Below are 15,846 nucleotides of genomic sequence, written 5' to 3'. Positions count from 1 at the left end.
AAGCCGCACCAGCTTGACCTATTGGCTTGCCCAGACAATCCGCGCCACCCATTCGACATCGCGCATGGGAATATCGCGGTCGGGATGATCGGGATTGAGCGAGACCAGCGCAATCGACCTGACGGTCTGGCGCTCGAGCACCTTGGCCATCACTTCGCCTGATGTGGTCTTGACGACGACGCGATCGCCCTTGCGGGTAACGGCGCCCGGTTCGACGATGAGGACGTCGCCATTGCGGTAGAGCGGCAGCATGGAATCGCCCTGCACCTGCAAAGCATAGGAACTCTCGGTCGATTGCGTCGGCAGTTCGATCAGATCCCAGCCCTGCCCGGCTGGAAAGCCGGCATCGTCGAAGAAGCCGCCGGCGCCGGCCTGGGCAAAGCCGAGCAGCGGCACGGAGCTTCGGCGGGCGACCGAAGCCGCATGGCTGGCCCCGGCCCGACCTTCAATCAAACCGGTGAATTCGTCGAGGGAAGCGCCCGTTGCCTCCATAATCTTTGCCAGTGATTCGGTCGAGGGCCAGCGCGGCCGGCCATCCGACGACAGGCGCTTCGACTTGTTGAAGGCGGTGGAATCGAGCCCCGCACGCTTGGCCAGCCCCGAGGCCGAAAGCGAATAGCGCTCGGCAAGAGCATCAATGGCAGCCCAGACACGGTCATGCGAGAGCATGTGTCGCTCTCCTTTGAACAGGAAAAAATACCTTCCCTGTTCTAACCCCGGACCGCCATCTTGTCCACAGTGCAAGGCTTACTCACGCCGCTTTCCTGGTCTCGCCTTTCGCATAGGGATCGAAGCGCTGATAGAAGCTCTCACCCTTCTCGGCCATGTCGAGCAGCAGCTTGGGCGCCTTGAACTCGGCGCCGTATTTCTTCTGCAGGTTTCTGGCGATCTTGACGAACGCCTTGGCGCCGATGCCGTCGATGTAGGACAGCGCACCGCCGGTATAGGGAGCGAAGCCGAAGGCGAGGATCGAGCCGACATCGGCCTCGCGCGGGTCGGTGACGATGCCTTCTTCCATCACCCGGGCCGCTTCCAGCGCGATGGTGACCAGCAGCCGCTGCTGCAGTTCCTCATAATCGACCTTCTCGGGCGCAAGCTGCGGATAGAGATCCCTGATGCCCGGCCACAGCTTCTTCTTGGCGGGCTTTGCCGGATAATCGTAAAACCCCTTGCCGTTCTTGCGGCCGAAGCGGCCGTGATCGTCGACCATGGTGTTGATCAGCGCCATCTGCTTGGGATCGACCGCCTTGTCGCCCAAATCCCTGATGGTCTGCTTCATGATCTTCTGGGCAAGGTCGATGGCCGTTTCGTCGGTCAGTGCCAGGGGGCCGACCGGCATGCCGGCTGCCTTCGCCGCGTTCTCGATCATCGGCGCGGGCACACCTTCGATCAGCATCTTGTAGGCTTCCGACATGTAGCGCAGCACGCAGCGGTTGACGTAGAAGCCGCGCGTGTCGTTGACGACGATCGGCGTCTTCTTGATGGCGCGAACGAAGTCGATCGCGGTGGCCAGCGCCTTGTCGCCGGTCTTCTTGCCCAAAATGATCTCGACCAGCATCATCTTGTCGACCGGCGAGAAGAAATGGATGCCGATGAAATTCTTCGGCCGCGCCGAATTCTTGGCCAGCGACGAGATCGGGATGGTGGAGGTGTTCGACGCGAAGATCGCCGATGGCTTCAACACGGCTTCCGCCTGTTCGGTGGCGCTCTTCTTGACGCCCGAATCCTCGAACACCGCCTCGACCACCAGATCGCAGCCGGCAAGGTCGGCGTAGTCCGCCGTCGGCGTGATCAGCGACAGCAGTTTGTCCTTGTCCTCCGGCTTGGCGCGGCCCTTCTTGACCTGATCCGAGACCAGGCTGTCGGAATGCGCCTTGCCCTTGGCGGCCGACTCCAGATCACGGTCGAGCAGCACCACCGGGATGCCGGCCTTGGCGGTGACATAGGCGATGCCGGCGCCCATGAAGCCGGCGCCGAGAATGCCGATCTTCTTGAACTTGGTTTCGGGCACGCCGGCCGGGCGGCGGGCGCCCTTGTTCAGTTCCTGCAGCGACACAAACAGCGAGCGGATCATCGCCGCCGCTTCCCTGGTCTGCATGATCTCGGTGAAATAGCGCTGCTCGATGCGCAAGGCGGTGTCGAATGGCACCAGCAGGCCTTCATAGACGCATTTGAGGATCGCGGCGGCGGCCGGATAGTTGCCATAGGTCTCGCGGCGCAGGATGGCGATGGCCGGCGGCCACAGATTGAAACCGGCCGGCGAATAGATCTGGCCGCCGGGCAGCTTGAAACCTTTCTCGTCCCATGGCGCCACCGGCTTCAGGCCATTCCTGATCATCGCCTTGGCGGTCTCGACCAACCTTGTCGGCTCGGCGATCTCATGGATCAGGCCCATCGACTTGGCCTTCTGCGGCGACAGCGTCTGGCCGGAGGTCAGCATCTGCAACGCCTGCTGCTGATCGGTCAGCCGCGGCACGCGCTGGGTGCCGCCGGCGCCCGGGAAGATGCCGATCTTCACCTCGGGAAGCGCCATCTTCACCTTGTCGCTATCGGCGGCGACACGGCCGTGGCAGGCGAGCGACAATTCGAAGGCGCCGCCCATGCAGGTGCCGTTGATCGCCGACACCCACGGCTTTCCTGATGTTTCCAGCTTGCGGAACAGGCCGGTCATCATGCCGGCATTGTCGAACAGCGCCTTGGTCGCCTTTTCGGCGTCCTTGCCCTTTTCCGCGGCGAAGGTCGTCAGCATCTTCTGCAGCAAAGAGATATCTGCACCGCCGGAGAAGGTATCCTTGCCGGAGGTGATCACGGCGCCCTTGATGGCGGCGTCACCAGCCACCTTGTCGACAATGGCGTTCAATTCCCGCATCGCCTCTTCGGTGAAGACGTTCATCGAACGGCCGGGCATGTCCCAGGTGACCAGCGCAATGCCGTCGGCGTCGGTGTCGAGGGCGAAATTGGTGTAGCTCATCGTTTCTCTCCCCGTCAGACGCGTTCGATGATGGTTGCGGTGCCCATGCCGGCGCCGATGCACAGCGTCACCAGAGCGGTGTTGAGATCGCGCCGCTCGAGTTCGTCCAGCACCGTGCCGAAGATCATCGCGCCGGTGGCGCCGAGCGGATGACCCATGGCGATGGCACCGCCATTGACGTTGATCTTGTCATGCGGAATGTCGAAAGCCTGCATGTAGCGCAGCACCACCGAAGCGAAGGCTTCGTTGAGCTCGAACAGGTCGATGTCCGAGAGCTTCATCTTGGCGCGCTTCAACAGCTTCTCGGTGACGTCGACCGGACCGGTCAGCATCAGCACAGGCTCGGAGCCGATGTTGGCGAAGGTGCGGATACGCGCGCGGGGCTTCAGCCCCATCGCCTTGCCGGCCTTCTTCGAACCGAGCAGCACGGCCGCCGCACCATCGACGATGCCGGACGAATTGCCGGCATGATGGACGTGGTTGACCTCTTCCACTTCGGGATGCTTCTGCACCGCGACCGCATCGAAGCCGCCCATTTCGCCGGGCATGACGAAGGACGGGTTGAGCGAGGCCAGCGACTGCATGTCGGTCGACGGGCGCATATGCTCGTCATGGTCGAGGATGGTCAGGCCGTTCTGGTCCTTGATCGGAATGACGGATTTCTTGAAGCGGCCATCCGCCCAGGATTTGGCGGCGCGCTTCTGGCTCTCGACCGCATAGGCGTCGACGTCGTCTCTGCTGAAGCCGTATTTGGTGGCGATCAGGTCGGCCGAGATGCCTTGCGGCACGAACCAGCCGGGCAGGCCGACCGAAGGATCCATGAACCAGGCACCGCCCGAGGCGCCCATGCCGACGCGCGACATCGATTCGACACCGCCGGCAATGACGATCTCGTCCGCTCCCTGCGCGATCTTGGCGGCACCGAAATTGATGGCGTCGAGCCCGGAAGCGCAGAAGCGTGAGATCTGCATGCCGGGCGCCTTGGTGTCGTAGCCGGCCTCGAAGGCGGCGGCGCGCGGAATGACCGAACCCGCCTCGCCGACCGGATCGACGCAGCCGAAGATGATGTCGTCGACGTTTGCAGTGTCCAGCCCATTGCGGTCGCGCAGCGCCTCGAGCGTCTTGGCGGCAAGCCGCACCGCCGGCACCTCGTGCAGCGATCCGTCTTTCTTGCCCTTGCCACGCGGTGTGCGCACGGCGTCATAGACATAAGCTTCAGCCATTTGCTTGCTCCTTGGGTTTGCCTGATGTCGCCTTCAGAGAGAGCGTCCGATCAGCAATTTCATGATCTCGTTGGTGCCGCCGTAGATGCGCTGGACGCGGGCGTCGCGGAACATGCGGGCGATCGGGTATTCATTCATGTAGCCATAGCCGCCATGCAGTTGAAGGCATTCGTCGACGACTTTTCCCTGCAGGTCGCTGAGCCAGTACTTGGCCATCGACGCTGTCACGGGATCGAGGCCGCCCGCGATGTGGCGGGCGACGCAATCATTGTAGAAGACGCGGCCGATGGTGGCCTCGGTCTTGAGTTCGGCCAGCTTGAACTGGGTGTTCTGGAAATCGATGATCGCCTTGCCGAACGCCTTGCGCTCCTTGACGTAGTCGATGGTCAGCGCCAGCGCCCGCTCGATCATGGCGATGGCGCCCGTGCCGATCTGCAGCCGCTCCTGCGGCAGTTGCTGCATCAACTGGACGAAGCCCTGCCCTTCCTCGTGGCCGAGCAAATTGGAGGTCGGCACGCGCATGTCGTTGAAGAACAGCTCCGACGTGTCGTTGGCCTTGAGCCCGATCTTGTCGAGGTTACGGCCGCGCTGGAAACCTTCGACCTCGTCGGTCTCGACGACGATCAGCGAGGTGCCCTTGGCGCCCTTCTCCGGATCGGTCTTGGTGACGACGATGATGAAGTTCGCAAGCTGGCCGTTGGTGATGAAGGTCTTGGAACCATTGATCTTGTAGTGGTTGCCATCCTTCTGCGCCCGCGTCTTGACGCCCTGCAGATCGGAACCGGCGCCGGGCTCGGTCATGGCGATGGCGCCGATCAGCTCGCCGGTCGCCAGCTTCGGCAGCCATTTCTTTTTCTGCTCCTCGGAGCCGTAGTGGAGGATATAAGGGGCGACGATCGAATTGTGCAGGCCGATGCCGAACCCGTCGACGCCGACATGGCCAATGGCCTCGATGATGGCGCTCTCATGCGCGAAGGTGCCGCCGGAGCCGCCATATTCCTCCGGCATAGAAGCGCAGAGCAGGCCGGCGGAACCTGCCTTCAGCCAGCTTTCGCGATCGACCATCTCGTTCTTCTCGAACTCGTCGTAGCGCGGCGCGATCTCCTCCGACATGAAGCGATGCGCCATGTCGTAGAGCATGCCGACCTCGTCCGCCGCCCAGGCGGGCTTCGGCAAAGAGAGCACTTCGGCGGGATTTGTCGCCACGATTTCCTCCGCGTATCGACAGACAGAAAGGCCAGTGAAGTCGAGCTTAGAACGCTTCCGCCGGCAGTGCCATCAATGTGTCAGCGCCGCTCGAAATGCGGGCGAGATGCGCCGATGTCTCCGGCATGATCCGCTCCATGAAGAAGCGCCCCGTCACGATCTTGTTGTCGTAGAAGGATTGCGCGCCATTGGCGTCCGTCTTGCCAAGTGCCACCTTGGCCATCTGCGCCCACATATAGCCCAGAGCGACCAGGCCGAAGAGATGCATGTAGTCGGTCGAGGCGGCACCCGCATTGTCGGGCTTGGCCATGCCGTTCTGCACCAGCCACATGGTCGCTGCCTGCAAATCGTTGAGACCTTTCTTCAACGCCTTGGTGAACGGCGCCATCTTCTCGTTAGCGCGGTTCTCCTCGCAGAATTCGCCAACCTCCTTGAAGAAGGCCTGCACGGCGCGGCCGCCATGCAAACCAAGCTTGCGGCCGACGAGGTCGAGCGCCTGGATGCCATTGGCGCCTTCATAGATCATAGCGATGCGGGCATCGCGCACGAACTGGCTCATGCCGTGCTCTTCGATATAACCGTGACCGCCGAACACCTGCTGCGCCATGACGGCGTGGTCGAACCCTTTGTCGGTGAGCACGCCCTTGACCACCGGTGTCATCAGGCCGGTGTAGTCGTCGGCGGCCTGGCGATCCTTGTCGTCGCCGGAGCGGTGGGCGATGTCGGACTTGATCGCCGTCCACAGCGCCAGCGCGCGGCCGGCCTCGTTGAAGGCTTTCATGGTCATCAGGCTGCGGCGGATGTCGGGATGGACGATGATCGGATCGGCCTTCTTGTCCGGCGCCTTCGGCCCAGACAATGAGCGGCCCTGCAAACGGTCCTTGGCGTAGCCGACAGCGTTCTGATAGGCGATCTCCGACAGCGACAACCCCTGCAGGCCGACACCGAGGCGCGCCTCGTTCATCATCGTGAACATCGCCTTCAGGCCGCCATTGGGCTCGCCGAGCAGCGTGCCCTCAGCCTCGTCATAGTTCATGACGCAGGTCGAATTGCCGTGGATGCCCATCTTCTCCTCGATCGAGCCGCAGGAGACGGTGTTCCTGTTGCCCGGATTGCCCGACGGGTCGAGCTTGAGCTTCGGCACGATGAACAGCGAGATGCCCTTGACGCCTTCCGGCGCACCCTCGATGCGGGCCAGCACCAGATGGACGATGTTGTCCGACATGTCGTGTTCGCCGGCCGAGATGAAGATCTTCTGGCCTGAAATCTTATAGGTGCCATCGCCGTTCGGCACCGCTTTGGTCCGCAACAGGCCGAGATCCGTGCCGCAATGCGGCTCGGTCAGGTTCATGGTGCCGGTCCAGGCACCCTCGATCATCCTCGGCAACCATGTCGCCTTCTGCTCGTCGGTGCCGTGGGTGATGATTGCCGCGATCGCGCCCTGCGTCAGGCCCGGATACATCATCAAGGACATATTGGCCGAGACCATATATTCGGCGACGGCGGTGTGCACGGCATAGGGCAGGCCCTGGCCGCCGAACTCGACGGGTGCGGCCAATCCCATCCAGCCGCCCTCGCGGTACTGGTCGAAGGCCTCCCTGAAGCCTTTCGGCGTGGTCACCGAGCCATCGTCGTGACGCACACAGCCTTCCATGTCGCCGACACGGTTCAGCGGATGCATGACGTTTTCGGCGAGCTTGGCGCCTTCGGCGAGGATCGCCTCGAGCACATCGGGCGTGGCGTCGGCAAATCCGGGAAGGTTCGAATAACGCTGGTAACCCAGAACCTCGTTGAGCACGAACAGCGTATCCTGGACCGGAGCCCTGTATGTCGGCATGCTTTTTCTCCACCCTGCAAACCCGGTCCGAATGCCCCGAAGACAAGCCAGGGCGGCATGCGGACCCATATTGGGAGCGGGATAGCAAAAATTGACGTTTGCGTAAACGTCAATTTTCTCGATGCGACAAGATTCCCCGCCCCCTGGAGCAATGAGCGTAGCGGCGCGACGTTGCGCAAGCCAGCGCCGAAAGGCCATAAGAGTGGGCCAGGACAACGAAAAGCCGCGTGGCAGGCCACGCGGCTAGACAGAACTCGGACAATCAGCAGACGACTTGGTGTCTGGCGCAATTCCTGACGGAATTGCTTCAGCTGGCGGCGCTCGCCTGCGGCGCCGAACGCTCGCTCAGCATCTGGCGCACCGCCGACATCGAGCCGCTGAGCTCGTTGATGGCGTCGTCGATCAGCGCCCGTTGCTTCTGCAGGCGGGCAAGCTGCTTTTCCGACTTGTCCAGCGCAAGCTTGAGCTGCTTGGTGTTTGAACCGGTGGGATCGTAGAGATCCATCATCTGCTTGACGTCGCGCAGCGAGAATCCGACCTTGCGGCCAAGCAGGATCAGCTTGAGGCGGGCCTTGTCGCGGCGCGTGTAGAGACGGGTCGAACCGTCGCGCTGCGGGTTGAGCAGGCCCTTGTCTTCGTAGAAACGCAGCGTGCGCAGCGTCACTCCATATTTCTTCGCCATCTCGCCGATGCGGACGAGGTCCTCGCCGGCTTCGGCAGACATATTGGTATTGGCCGCGGTCTCGCCGGCCGAGATAAGCTTCATGGTCACTGGCTTTCCCCGTCTGGTGGCGTCGCGGTCCTGGACCGTGCGTCGCCTGACTGGAAGCGGGGGCCTGCTTCCAGTCGTGGTTTCAACAAACAAATCGCAAACATGCGCTCAATGCGCCTTTTACGTTTACGTCAATTCTATACCGATTGCCGCAGGATGACGCAAGGGCGTTCTGCGCCCCGCCCTTTATGCCGCACCGTCAGGCCAGCAGCCAACATCCTTTCGATTTCTTAAGTTTGGTTAACGCGTTGTTTACCACGTTGGGGGAAATGTGGGCGCGTCGGCTACCCGTGTTTATCCTGTATCGAATTTTTCACGGTTTTTCGGAGCGCGGGCGAGAGCCCGGGAAGCTCGTCTTCCGCCGCGGCATCGCCGCCGGTCGCCTTCGTTCCGATAGGGACCTGGGGGAACTGGCCGCGAGCCAGCCATTCTGAAAGACGGACGCACCGATGAACAGCAAGCGGTCCTATCTCGATACACTCAATGCCGGCAGGCAGCGCAGGCCGCAGACCACGCTCGATCAGTTGAACCAGTCGCTGGAGACACTGGAGCAGCGGCTGGAGCGGACGCGCGAGGATCCGATGGCACGTCCCGAACTCCGCCAACCCGATCCCCGCCAATATGGTGCCGATGCGCGCTACCCCGCCGCCCGGCCCTCTGGCCAGCAGCGCTGGTATGAGGACCCGCAGCCCGCGTCGCGTCCGAAGAGCCCGATGCAGGGAGCCGCCGCTTTCGAGCAGAATTACCAGGCCATTGCCCGCGATATCGATCGCGTGCGCGGCCAGGAGGATGGCGTTGCCATGGTCGGCAAGATCGCCGGCGAATTGCGCGGCATGCGCGAGGAATTGCGCCACCAGATGACCGCAGGCCTGCAGCGGGAATTCGAAGCGCTGCGCAAGGACATCGAGCGGGCCTTCCAGTCAGGCGCAAGGCCCGGTGCTTCGGCCAAGGGCAGTGCTGAACTCGGCCTTGAGTTCGAGCGTCTTTCGGGCGCCATCCAGACCCTGGCCGAGAAGAGCGACGACAGAAGCGTCAACATGCTGCGCCTCGAGCTCGAACAGGTCAAAGCCGCACTCGAAACGCTGGCACGCGAAGAGAGCGTGCAGAAGGTCGACCGCCGCTGGGACGATTTCGATCGCCGCTGGACGGCGTTCGAAGACCGCCTCGACGCCGACCAGCGCAAGCGCTCGGACGACCCGGGCCTGTCTGCTCTCACCGCCCGGCTCGAGCAGATCAGCAATGCCGTCAACAATTTGCCGGAATCGTTGTCGCTGCGCTCGCTGGAGGAGAAGGTGCGGACGCTTGCCGGCGCTGTCGACCATTTCGCCAGCCAGCAAGACAATCGCGGCAGCGACACGCTTGGCATGATCGACGAGCGGCTGGACGAGATTTCCCGCGCCATCGTGGCATCGACGGTCGCCGCGCAAGCCAATTCATTCGACCACGAGGCTTTCGAGCGCATAGAGAGACGGATCGACTCGCTTGCCGGCCAGATCCAGGAAGTGGCGCAGGATCGTCCCGGCAACGCGGTCATGGACCGGTTGAGCACGCTGTCGGGCCGGGTCGACGAACTCGCCGGCCGCGCCAATCTGCCGGAGCAGGCGATGGAGCGCCTGGCCAAGCAGATCGCATTCATCGCCGACAAGATCGACCAGGCACCCGCCATGCCTGACGCCGACTACATCTTCCATGGGCTGGAGCAACGCTTCGACGTGCTGTCGAGCATGATGGAACGCCGCCAGGGTGACGCCATCGAACAGGGCAACATGCTGTTCCGCGATCTCGAGCGCAGGCTGGACGAGGTTGCTGACAGGCTCGACCAGCGCATGCCGCAGGTCGACAGCGTCGGCATCATGGAAGCCATCGATGCCCGCTTTACGGCGCTCGCCAAGCGCCTTGAAACGCGTGTGCCCGATCCCGCGGGCGAAGCGGCGATCCGCGGACTGGAGAGCCGGCTCGAAGACATTTCAAGCCGGCTGGACGCGTCGGCCGCACAGGTCGCCGGCATCGATCCGGCGCTGATCCGCAGCCTGGAAGCACAGGTTGCCGGCCTGTCGGCTCATCTTTCCAAGCCCAGCACCCCGCTGCCGGAATTCGAGGACATCAGCCCGCGTCTCAACGAAATTGAAAAGTCGCTCGCAGGAACCCGCGATTCCATTCTCGGCGCGGCGCGCGAAGCGGCCGAGAACGCAGTGCAATCGCTGGCCGGTTCGAGCGCCAATGCGACCGCGGTTTCCGGCCTCGCCCAGGATTTGAAGACGCTTGAAACACTGACGCGGCGCTCCGACGAACGCAATTCGAGAACGTTCGAGGCCATCCACGATACGTTGCTCAAGATCGTCGACCGGCTGGGTTCGCTCGAACCCGGCGAGCCGGTCGAGGCGATGAGCGAATTGCTGGATGCGGCACCGGCCGAGCCGAGCAACTGGCGCGGCGTGCGCCGACCCAAAATGGCCGTCGACGCGCCGTCGATGGATATCGATCAGCCCCTGCCATTGACTGGGGACATGGCAGATCTCGATGGCCGTGCCGCCGCCATCCTGCGCAATGAGCCGGGTGCACGCGGCGACCTGGGTATGCGTAGCGACCTCGGTATTGGTATTGGCACGCGCACGCCGGCCGAGGCTGCCGCGGCGGCGGCCATGGCCGCGCTCGGTTCGGACACGATCGCCGAGAAAGGCGGACAGGCCGGCGGCCGCAAATCGTTGTTCGGCGGGCTGGCCCGCGCCTTCAAGGGCAAGAAGGAGGCGGATATCCCGCCACTGGCCGGCTCAGCGCCGAGTGCCCCAATACCGAGCGTCGATCTCGACGAGCCGCTCGATCCGAAAATGGCCAACCGGCCGCTGGAGCCCGGCTCCGGCGCACCTGACCTCAATGCCATCATGAAGCGCGTGCGTGACGAGCGCGGCCAGCCGGCCAAGCCCAGCGACACCGATGCCGCGAAATCGGATTTCATCGCCGCTGCCCGGCGCGCGGCGCAGGCCGCGGCCGCCGAGGCCGATGCGCTGAAGCGCCAGTCGACGGTGACCGGACCGGTGAAGGCACTGCGGATCGGCGACCTGCTCAAGGCACGGCGCAAGCCGATCCTGATGGGGACAACCGCGATCCTGCTGGCGCTGGGCGCCCTGCAACTGGGCAAGGCCTTTTTCGCCGATCCGGCCCAGGTGGCGAGCAACGATGTCGTGCCGATCGTCGCCTCGCAGCCGATGCAAACCGCCTCGCTCGATGCCGCGAGCCAGCCAAAGACGGACGCGCAGCCCGCGGCAGTGGAAAGCGCGCCGGACCATGCCGTCAGACAGGCCGAGCCATCCGCACCGGCAACCAAGGACGACATGGCCGCGCAAAGCATGATTGCCACGCCGTCAGGCGCCGAGCCGTCGATGGGTGCCGCGCCGATCGCAGAACCGGTTCCCGCCCCCGTCGCCTTGGCTACATCGGCCGATGCAAACCCAGCGGCGTCCGAGACGACGACAGCTTCGGCTGCGCCGGCCTCGACCGTTCCGGTCGCCGCCGAACCTGCCGATACCGATACCGCCACCGGCATCCAGCCTATGGCGACAGAGCCGACCACCGCCAAGGACACCACGGGCGCGGTTCCGCCGGTGGACGCTTCGCCGGCGACGACGGCAAAATTCGACATTCCCGCTGACGCCGGCCCGGCCGCCTTGCGTGATGCCGCTGCCAGCGGCGACGCCAAGGCGCTGTTCGAAATCGGCTCGCGCTATGCCGAGTCGCGCGGCGTCAAGGAAGACATGGCGGCAGCGGCCAAATGGTACGAGAAATCGGCGGAACTCGGCTTCGCGCCGGCCGAATACCGTATCGGAAATTTCTACGAAAAGGGCATCGGCGTCGCGCGCGACATCAAGAAGGCGAAGACCTGGTACCAGCTTTCCGCGGCACAGGGCAACGCCAGCGGCATGCACAATCTGGCCGTGCTGTTTGCCATGGCGGCTGACGGCGTGACCGACAATGAATCGGCCGCGCACTGGTTCCAGGCGGCGGCCGACGTCGGCGTCAAGGACAGCCAGTTCAATCTCGGCATCCTCGCCGCCAAGGGCGTCGGCATGAAGCAGAACCTCGAGGAGTCCTACAAATGGTTCGCGCTCGTCGCCAAGACAGGCGACAAGGATGCGGCGGCCAAGCGTGACGAGATCGCCAATGCGCTGCGGCCCGAGCAGCTCGAGCGCGCCCGCGCCGCGACCGAGCTGTGGAAGGCCAAGCCGCTGGATGCGGCAGCCAACTCGGCCGACATTCCCGAGTCCTGGCAGGACGGCGCGCCGCAGACGACCGCCAGCATCGACATGAAGAAGGCCGTCCAGAACATCCAGCGCATTCTCAACAAGAACGGCTACGACGCCGGCGGCGCCGACGGCAAGATGGGCCAGAAAACGAAGACCGCGATCATGGCTTTCCAGACCGACAACAAGATGGCGGCGACCGGCGAAGTCGACGAAAACCTGGTGAAGGCACTGCTGGCGCGCAAATAACGGCAGAGGCGTCGCTTCCACGACGCCCTTGCCACACATTCGCCTGTTAACTGATTGAGATGTTTTTTGTTTCGGCGGCGTAGCGCGGTTTGACTTCGCAGCACCTCCGGCGCAAGAACGAATTGGCTTGTCGGTCCAAGATGCCCGCAACGGTTGCATTCGCCGACAGGCAGAACTGATCGAGACTGACGGGTGGGCATCTATCTCCCGATCGCGGAAATTTCCGTCAATATCTTCGTCCTGCTGGCCATGGGCGCGGCGGTGGGTTTCCTGTCGGGCATGTTCGGCGTCGGCGGCGGCTTCCTCATCACGCCGCTCTTGATCTTCTACAACATCCCTCCGGCGATCGCTGTCGCCACTGGCGCCAACCAGGTCATCGCCTCCTCCGTCTCCGGCGTCCTTTCGCACATGAAGCGCGGTACGCTCGACCTCAAGCTCGGCGGGGTGTTGCTGGCCGGCGGCATTGTCGGTTCCACCGGCGGCATCTACGTCTTCGCCTTCCTGCGCAGGCTCGGCCAGCTCGACCTGTTCATCTCGCTGCTCTACGTCGTGCTGCTCGGCACCGTCGGCGGGCTGATGCTGGTCGAAAGCGTCAATGCGCTGCGCGCGACGCGCAGCGGTGCGGCGCCGGTGCTGAAGAAATCCGGCCAGCACAACTGGATCCACCGCTTGCCGCTGAAGATGCGCTTCAGGGCGTCAAAACTGTTCGTCAGCGTCATCCCCGTACTTGGGCTTGGCGCCGGCATCGGCTTCCTGTCGTCGATCATGGGCGTCGGCGGCGGCTTCATCATGGTGCCGGCACTGATCTATCTGCTGAAAGTGCCGACCAATGTCGTCATCGGCACCTCGCTGTTCCAGATCATCTTCACCTCCGCCTATACGACGCTGGTCCACGCCACCACCAACCAGACAGTCGATGTCGTGCTGGCCTTCCTGTTGATGGCGGGCGGCGTCGCCGGCGCGCAGTACGGTGCCAAGGCCGGCCAGAGGCTGCGCGGCGAGCAGCTCAGGGCCTTGCTGGCACTGCTGGTGCTGGCGGTGGCGATACGATTGGCGATCGATCTTTTCGTCACCCCGCCCAACCTCTATTCGCTGTCTGCCGCGGGCCTCAACTGATGAAGGCTCGCAGCACATTCGCAACCGCCATTGTCCTGTCGCTGCTTGCGGCCGCCGTGCCGGCGAAGGCACAGGTCCCGCTGACCGAAGGCATCCAGATCGGTCTCTCCACCGACAACGTCTCGATCACCGCCGGTTTTTCCGGGGCCGATCTGACCATCTTCGGTTCGCTGGAAAACCCGGATCCACTCGTCGCGCGCCAGGGCCGCTACGACGTCATCGTCGTGCTCGAAGGTCCGCCCAAACCGGTGGTGGTGCGCCGCAAGGACAGGGTGCTCGGCGTCTGGGTCAATCTGGACTCTGAGACCTTCGAAAACGTGCCGGTCTCCTATTCGGTGGCGACGACGCGGCCGCTGCAGGACATCACCGAACCCAACAGCTACAAGCAGCTGTCGCTCGGCGCCTCCAACCTCTATATGCAGCCCGCCGATGCCGGCGACAGCCCGGCGACGATCGAGGAGTTCACGGCAGCACTGCGGGAGCGCAAGTCAGCGACCGGCCTCTACAGCGAGAATGTCGGCGGCGTGCAATTCCTGTCGCAGAACCTTTTCCGCGCCACCGTCAGGCTGGCGCCGAATGTGCCGGTTGGAACCCACAAAGCCCGCGCGTTCCTGTTCAAGAGCGGTCTGTTCATCAAGGAAAGCTCGGCCCAGCTCGAAATCCGCAAATCCGGTTTCGAGCAGTCGATCTTCCGTGTCGCCCACAATTATTCCTTCCTCTACGGCGTCTTCGCGATATCGCTGGCCATGCTGACCGGCTGGCTCGGAAGGCTGATCTTCCGGCGAGATTAGGATTTTCCCCGAAAAGTGGTTTCCCTTTGCCGAGGCATGCGGTAGATCGCGCTCCCCAGCCAAATGGCAGACACAAACAATTCGGTTCGGCAGAGCAGCCCGTCCCCGGACAGCGCGCGATTTCTCATGGCGCCTGTCGGCTCGCCGACGACAAATGCAGGAACTTGTCATGCGACCAGCCTTCGGCGGCATCGACTTCGGCACTTCGAACTCCACCGTGGGCGTGGTCCGCAACGGGCAGCCGCGCCTCGTCGCGCTGGAGAACGGCCAGGTCACGCTGCCCAGTGCCGTGTTCTTCAACTTCGAGGACAACCGCACCTGCTTTGGCCGCCAGGCCATCGCCAATTACACCGACAGCATCGAAGGCCGGCTGATGCGTTCGCTGAAGAGCGTGCTCGGCAGTTCGCTGGCCCATGAAAAGACCCGCATCAAATCGCGGTCGATCGGCTTCATGGAGATCGTCGGCATGTTTCTTGGCCATCTCAAGAAGAGGCTGGAAGCCGATGCCGGCGATACGGTCGAGACCGTCGTTCTTGGCCGGCCGGTGCAATTCGTCGATGACGATGCCGAGGCCGACGCGAAGGCGCAAAGCGAACTCGAGAACGCCGCACGTGCCCAGGGCTTCAAGCACATCGCTTTCCAGTTCGAGCCGATCGCGGCGGCGCTCGACTACGAGCAGAAGGTGACACGCGAGGAACTGGCGCTGATCATCGATATGGGCGGCGGCACGTCGGACTTCTCGATCGTGCGGGTCTCGCCGCAGCGCTCCCGTTCGCTCGACCGCAAGGACGACATCCTGGCCAGCCGGGGCGTCCATATCGGCGGTACGGATTTCGATCGGCTGCTGAGCATCGCCCATGTCATGCCGCAGCTCGGCTATTTGACGCCGACCAAGGACGGCAAGCGCAACCTGCCGGCAAGCTATTTCATCGACCTCGCCACATGGCAGCGCATCAACCTGGTCTACACCGCCAAGGCGATGACGCATCTGCGCCAGATCCGCTACGAGGCCGAGCGCGCCGACCTCGTCGACCGTTTCATCCACGTCGTCGAACACCGCTACGGACACGCGCTGGCCGCACGTGTCGAGAAGGCCAAGATAGAGCTGACCGACAGGTCATCCGCAGAGGTCGCTGTGAAGCTGCCGGGTGCGGAGTTCACCGCCGAAATCACGCGCAGCGGGCTCGACGCGACGATTGCCAGGGACATCGAGCGGGTCACCGCAACGGTCGGGCAGACTATCAGGGACGCTGAGGTGAAGCCGTCCGACATCACCGCGGTGTTCCTGACCGGCGGATCGACCGCGATCCCGCTGGCCAAACGAGAGATCCTGTCGCTGGTGCCGCAGGCATCCGTCATCGAAGGCGACATGTTCGGCTCGGTCGGACTTGGCCTGGCGCTGGATGCGCAACGCAAGTTCGGCTGAGGCTTTCTTCGAGCGGT

Annotated in this window: 10 protein-coding genes; 4 read left to right on the top strand and 6 right to left on the bottom strand. The window is 63.5% G+C overall.

Features of this window, described 5'->3' with window-relative positions:
- Positions 1-18: 18 nt before the first annotated feature.
- The 6 genes from EOC83_RS04675 to EOC83_RS04650 all read right to left on the bottom strand — a co-directional run bounded on the left by EOC83_RS04675 (position 19) and on the right by EOC83_RS04650 (position 8,003).
- Entirely contained in the window at positions 19-669 is a 651-nt protein-coding gene (locus EOC83_RS04675) for a helix-turn-helix transcriptional regulator (protein ID WP_013533656.1), read from the bottom strand.
- Positions 670-751: 82 nt separating this feature from the next.
- Complete coding sequence (locus tag EOC83_RS04670) at positions 752-2,971, bottom strand: 3-hydroxyacyl-CoA dehydrogenase NAD-binding domain-containing protein (RefSeq protein ID WP_063170008.1); 2,220 nt, start codon at positions 2,969-2,971, stop codon at positions 752-754.
- Positions 2,972-2,985: 14 nt separating this feature from the next.
- Positions 2,986-4,194, bottom strand: a complete 1,209-nt coding sequence (locus tag EOC83_RS04665) for an acetyl-CoA C-acetyltransferase (protein ID WP_027161729.1) — start codon at positions 4,192-4,194, stop codon at positions 2,986-2,988.
- Between the two features lie 33 nt (positions 4,195-4,227).
- Complete coding sequence (locus tag EOC83_RS04660) at positions 4,228-5,400, bottom strand: acyl-CoA dehydrogenase family protein (RefSeq protein WP_082826644.1); 1,173 nt, start codon at positions 5,398-5,400, stop codon at positions 4,228-4,230.
- A 46-nt stretch (positions 5,401-5,446) separates the two neighbouring features.
- A complete protein-coding gene (locus tag EOC83_RS04655; RefSeq protein WP_013533660.1) occupies positions 5,447-7,237 on the bottom strand; it encodes an acyl-CoA dehydrogenase in 1,791 nt (596 codons plus the stop codon).
- 307 nt (positions 7,238-7,544) lie between these two features.
- A complete protein-coding gene (locus EOC83_RS04650) occupies positions 7,545-8,003 on the bottom strand; it encodes a MerR family DNA-binding transcriptional regulator (protein ID WP_013533661.1) in 459 nt (152 codons plus the stop codon).
- A 455-nt stretch (positions 8,004-8,458) separates the two neighbouring features.
- Between EOC83_RS04650 and EOC83_RS04645 the strand changes: the two genes are divergently transcribed.
- From EOC83_RS04645 to EOC83_RS04630, 4 genes are all read left to right on the top strand, one after another.
- Positions 8,459-12,496, top strand: a complete 4,038-nt coding sequence (locus tag EOC83_RS04645; RefSeq protein WP_063170007.1) for a peptidoglycan-binding protein — start codon at positions 8,459-8,461, stop codon at positions 12,494-12,496.
- Between the two features lie 192 nt (positions 12,497-12,688).
- Entirely contained in the window at positions 12,689-13,612 is a 924-nt protein-coding gene (locus tag EOC83_RS04640; protein WP_013533663.1) for a sulfite exporter TauE/SafE family protein, read from the top strand.
- Positions 13,612-14,403, top strand: a complete 792-nt coding sequence (locus EOC83_RS04635) for a TIGR02186 family protein (RefSeq protein ID WP_013533664.1) — start codon at positions 13,612-13,614, stop codon at positions 14,401-14,403. Before EOC83_RS04640 ends, EOC83_RS04635 begins: the two co-directional genes overlap by 1 nt.
- A gap of 169 nt (positions 14,404-14,572) precedes the next feature.
- Positions 14,573-15,829, top strand: a complete 1,257-nt coding sequence (locus tag EOC83_RS04630; protein WP_027161735.1) for an Hsp70 family protein — start codon at positions 14,573-14,575, stop codon at positions 15,827-15,829.
- The last annotated feature ends 17 nt before the right edge of the window (positions 15,830-15,846 follow it).

It is taken from the genome of Mesorhizobium sp. Primo-A, from assembly GCF_003997175.1.
In the GTDB taxonomy this organism is placed as follows: Bacteria; Pseudomonadota; Alphaproteobacteria; order Rhizobiales; family Rhizobiaceae; genus Mesorhizobium; species Mesorhizobium ciceri.
Note: the sequence above shows the minus strand (reverse complement) of the source record. Positions and strands in the feature narration are given on the sequence as shown.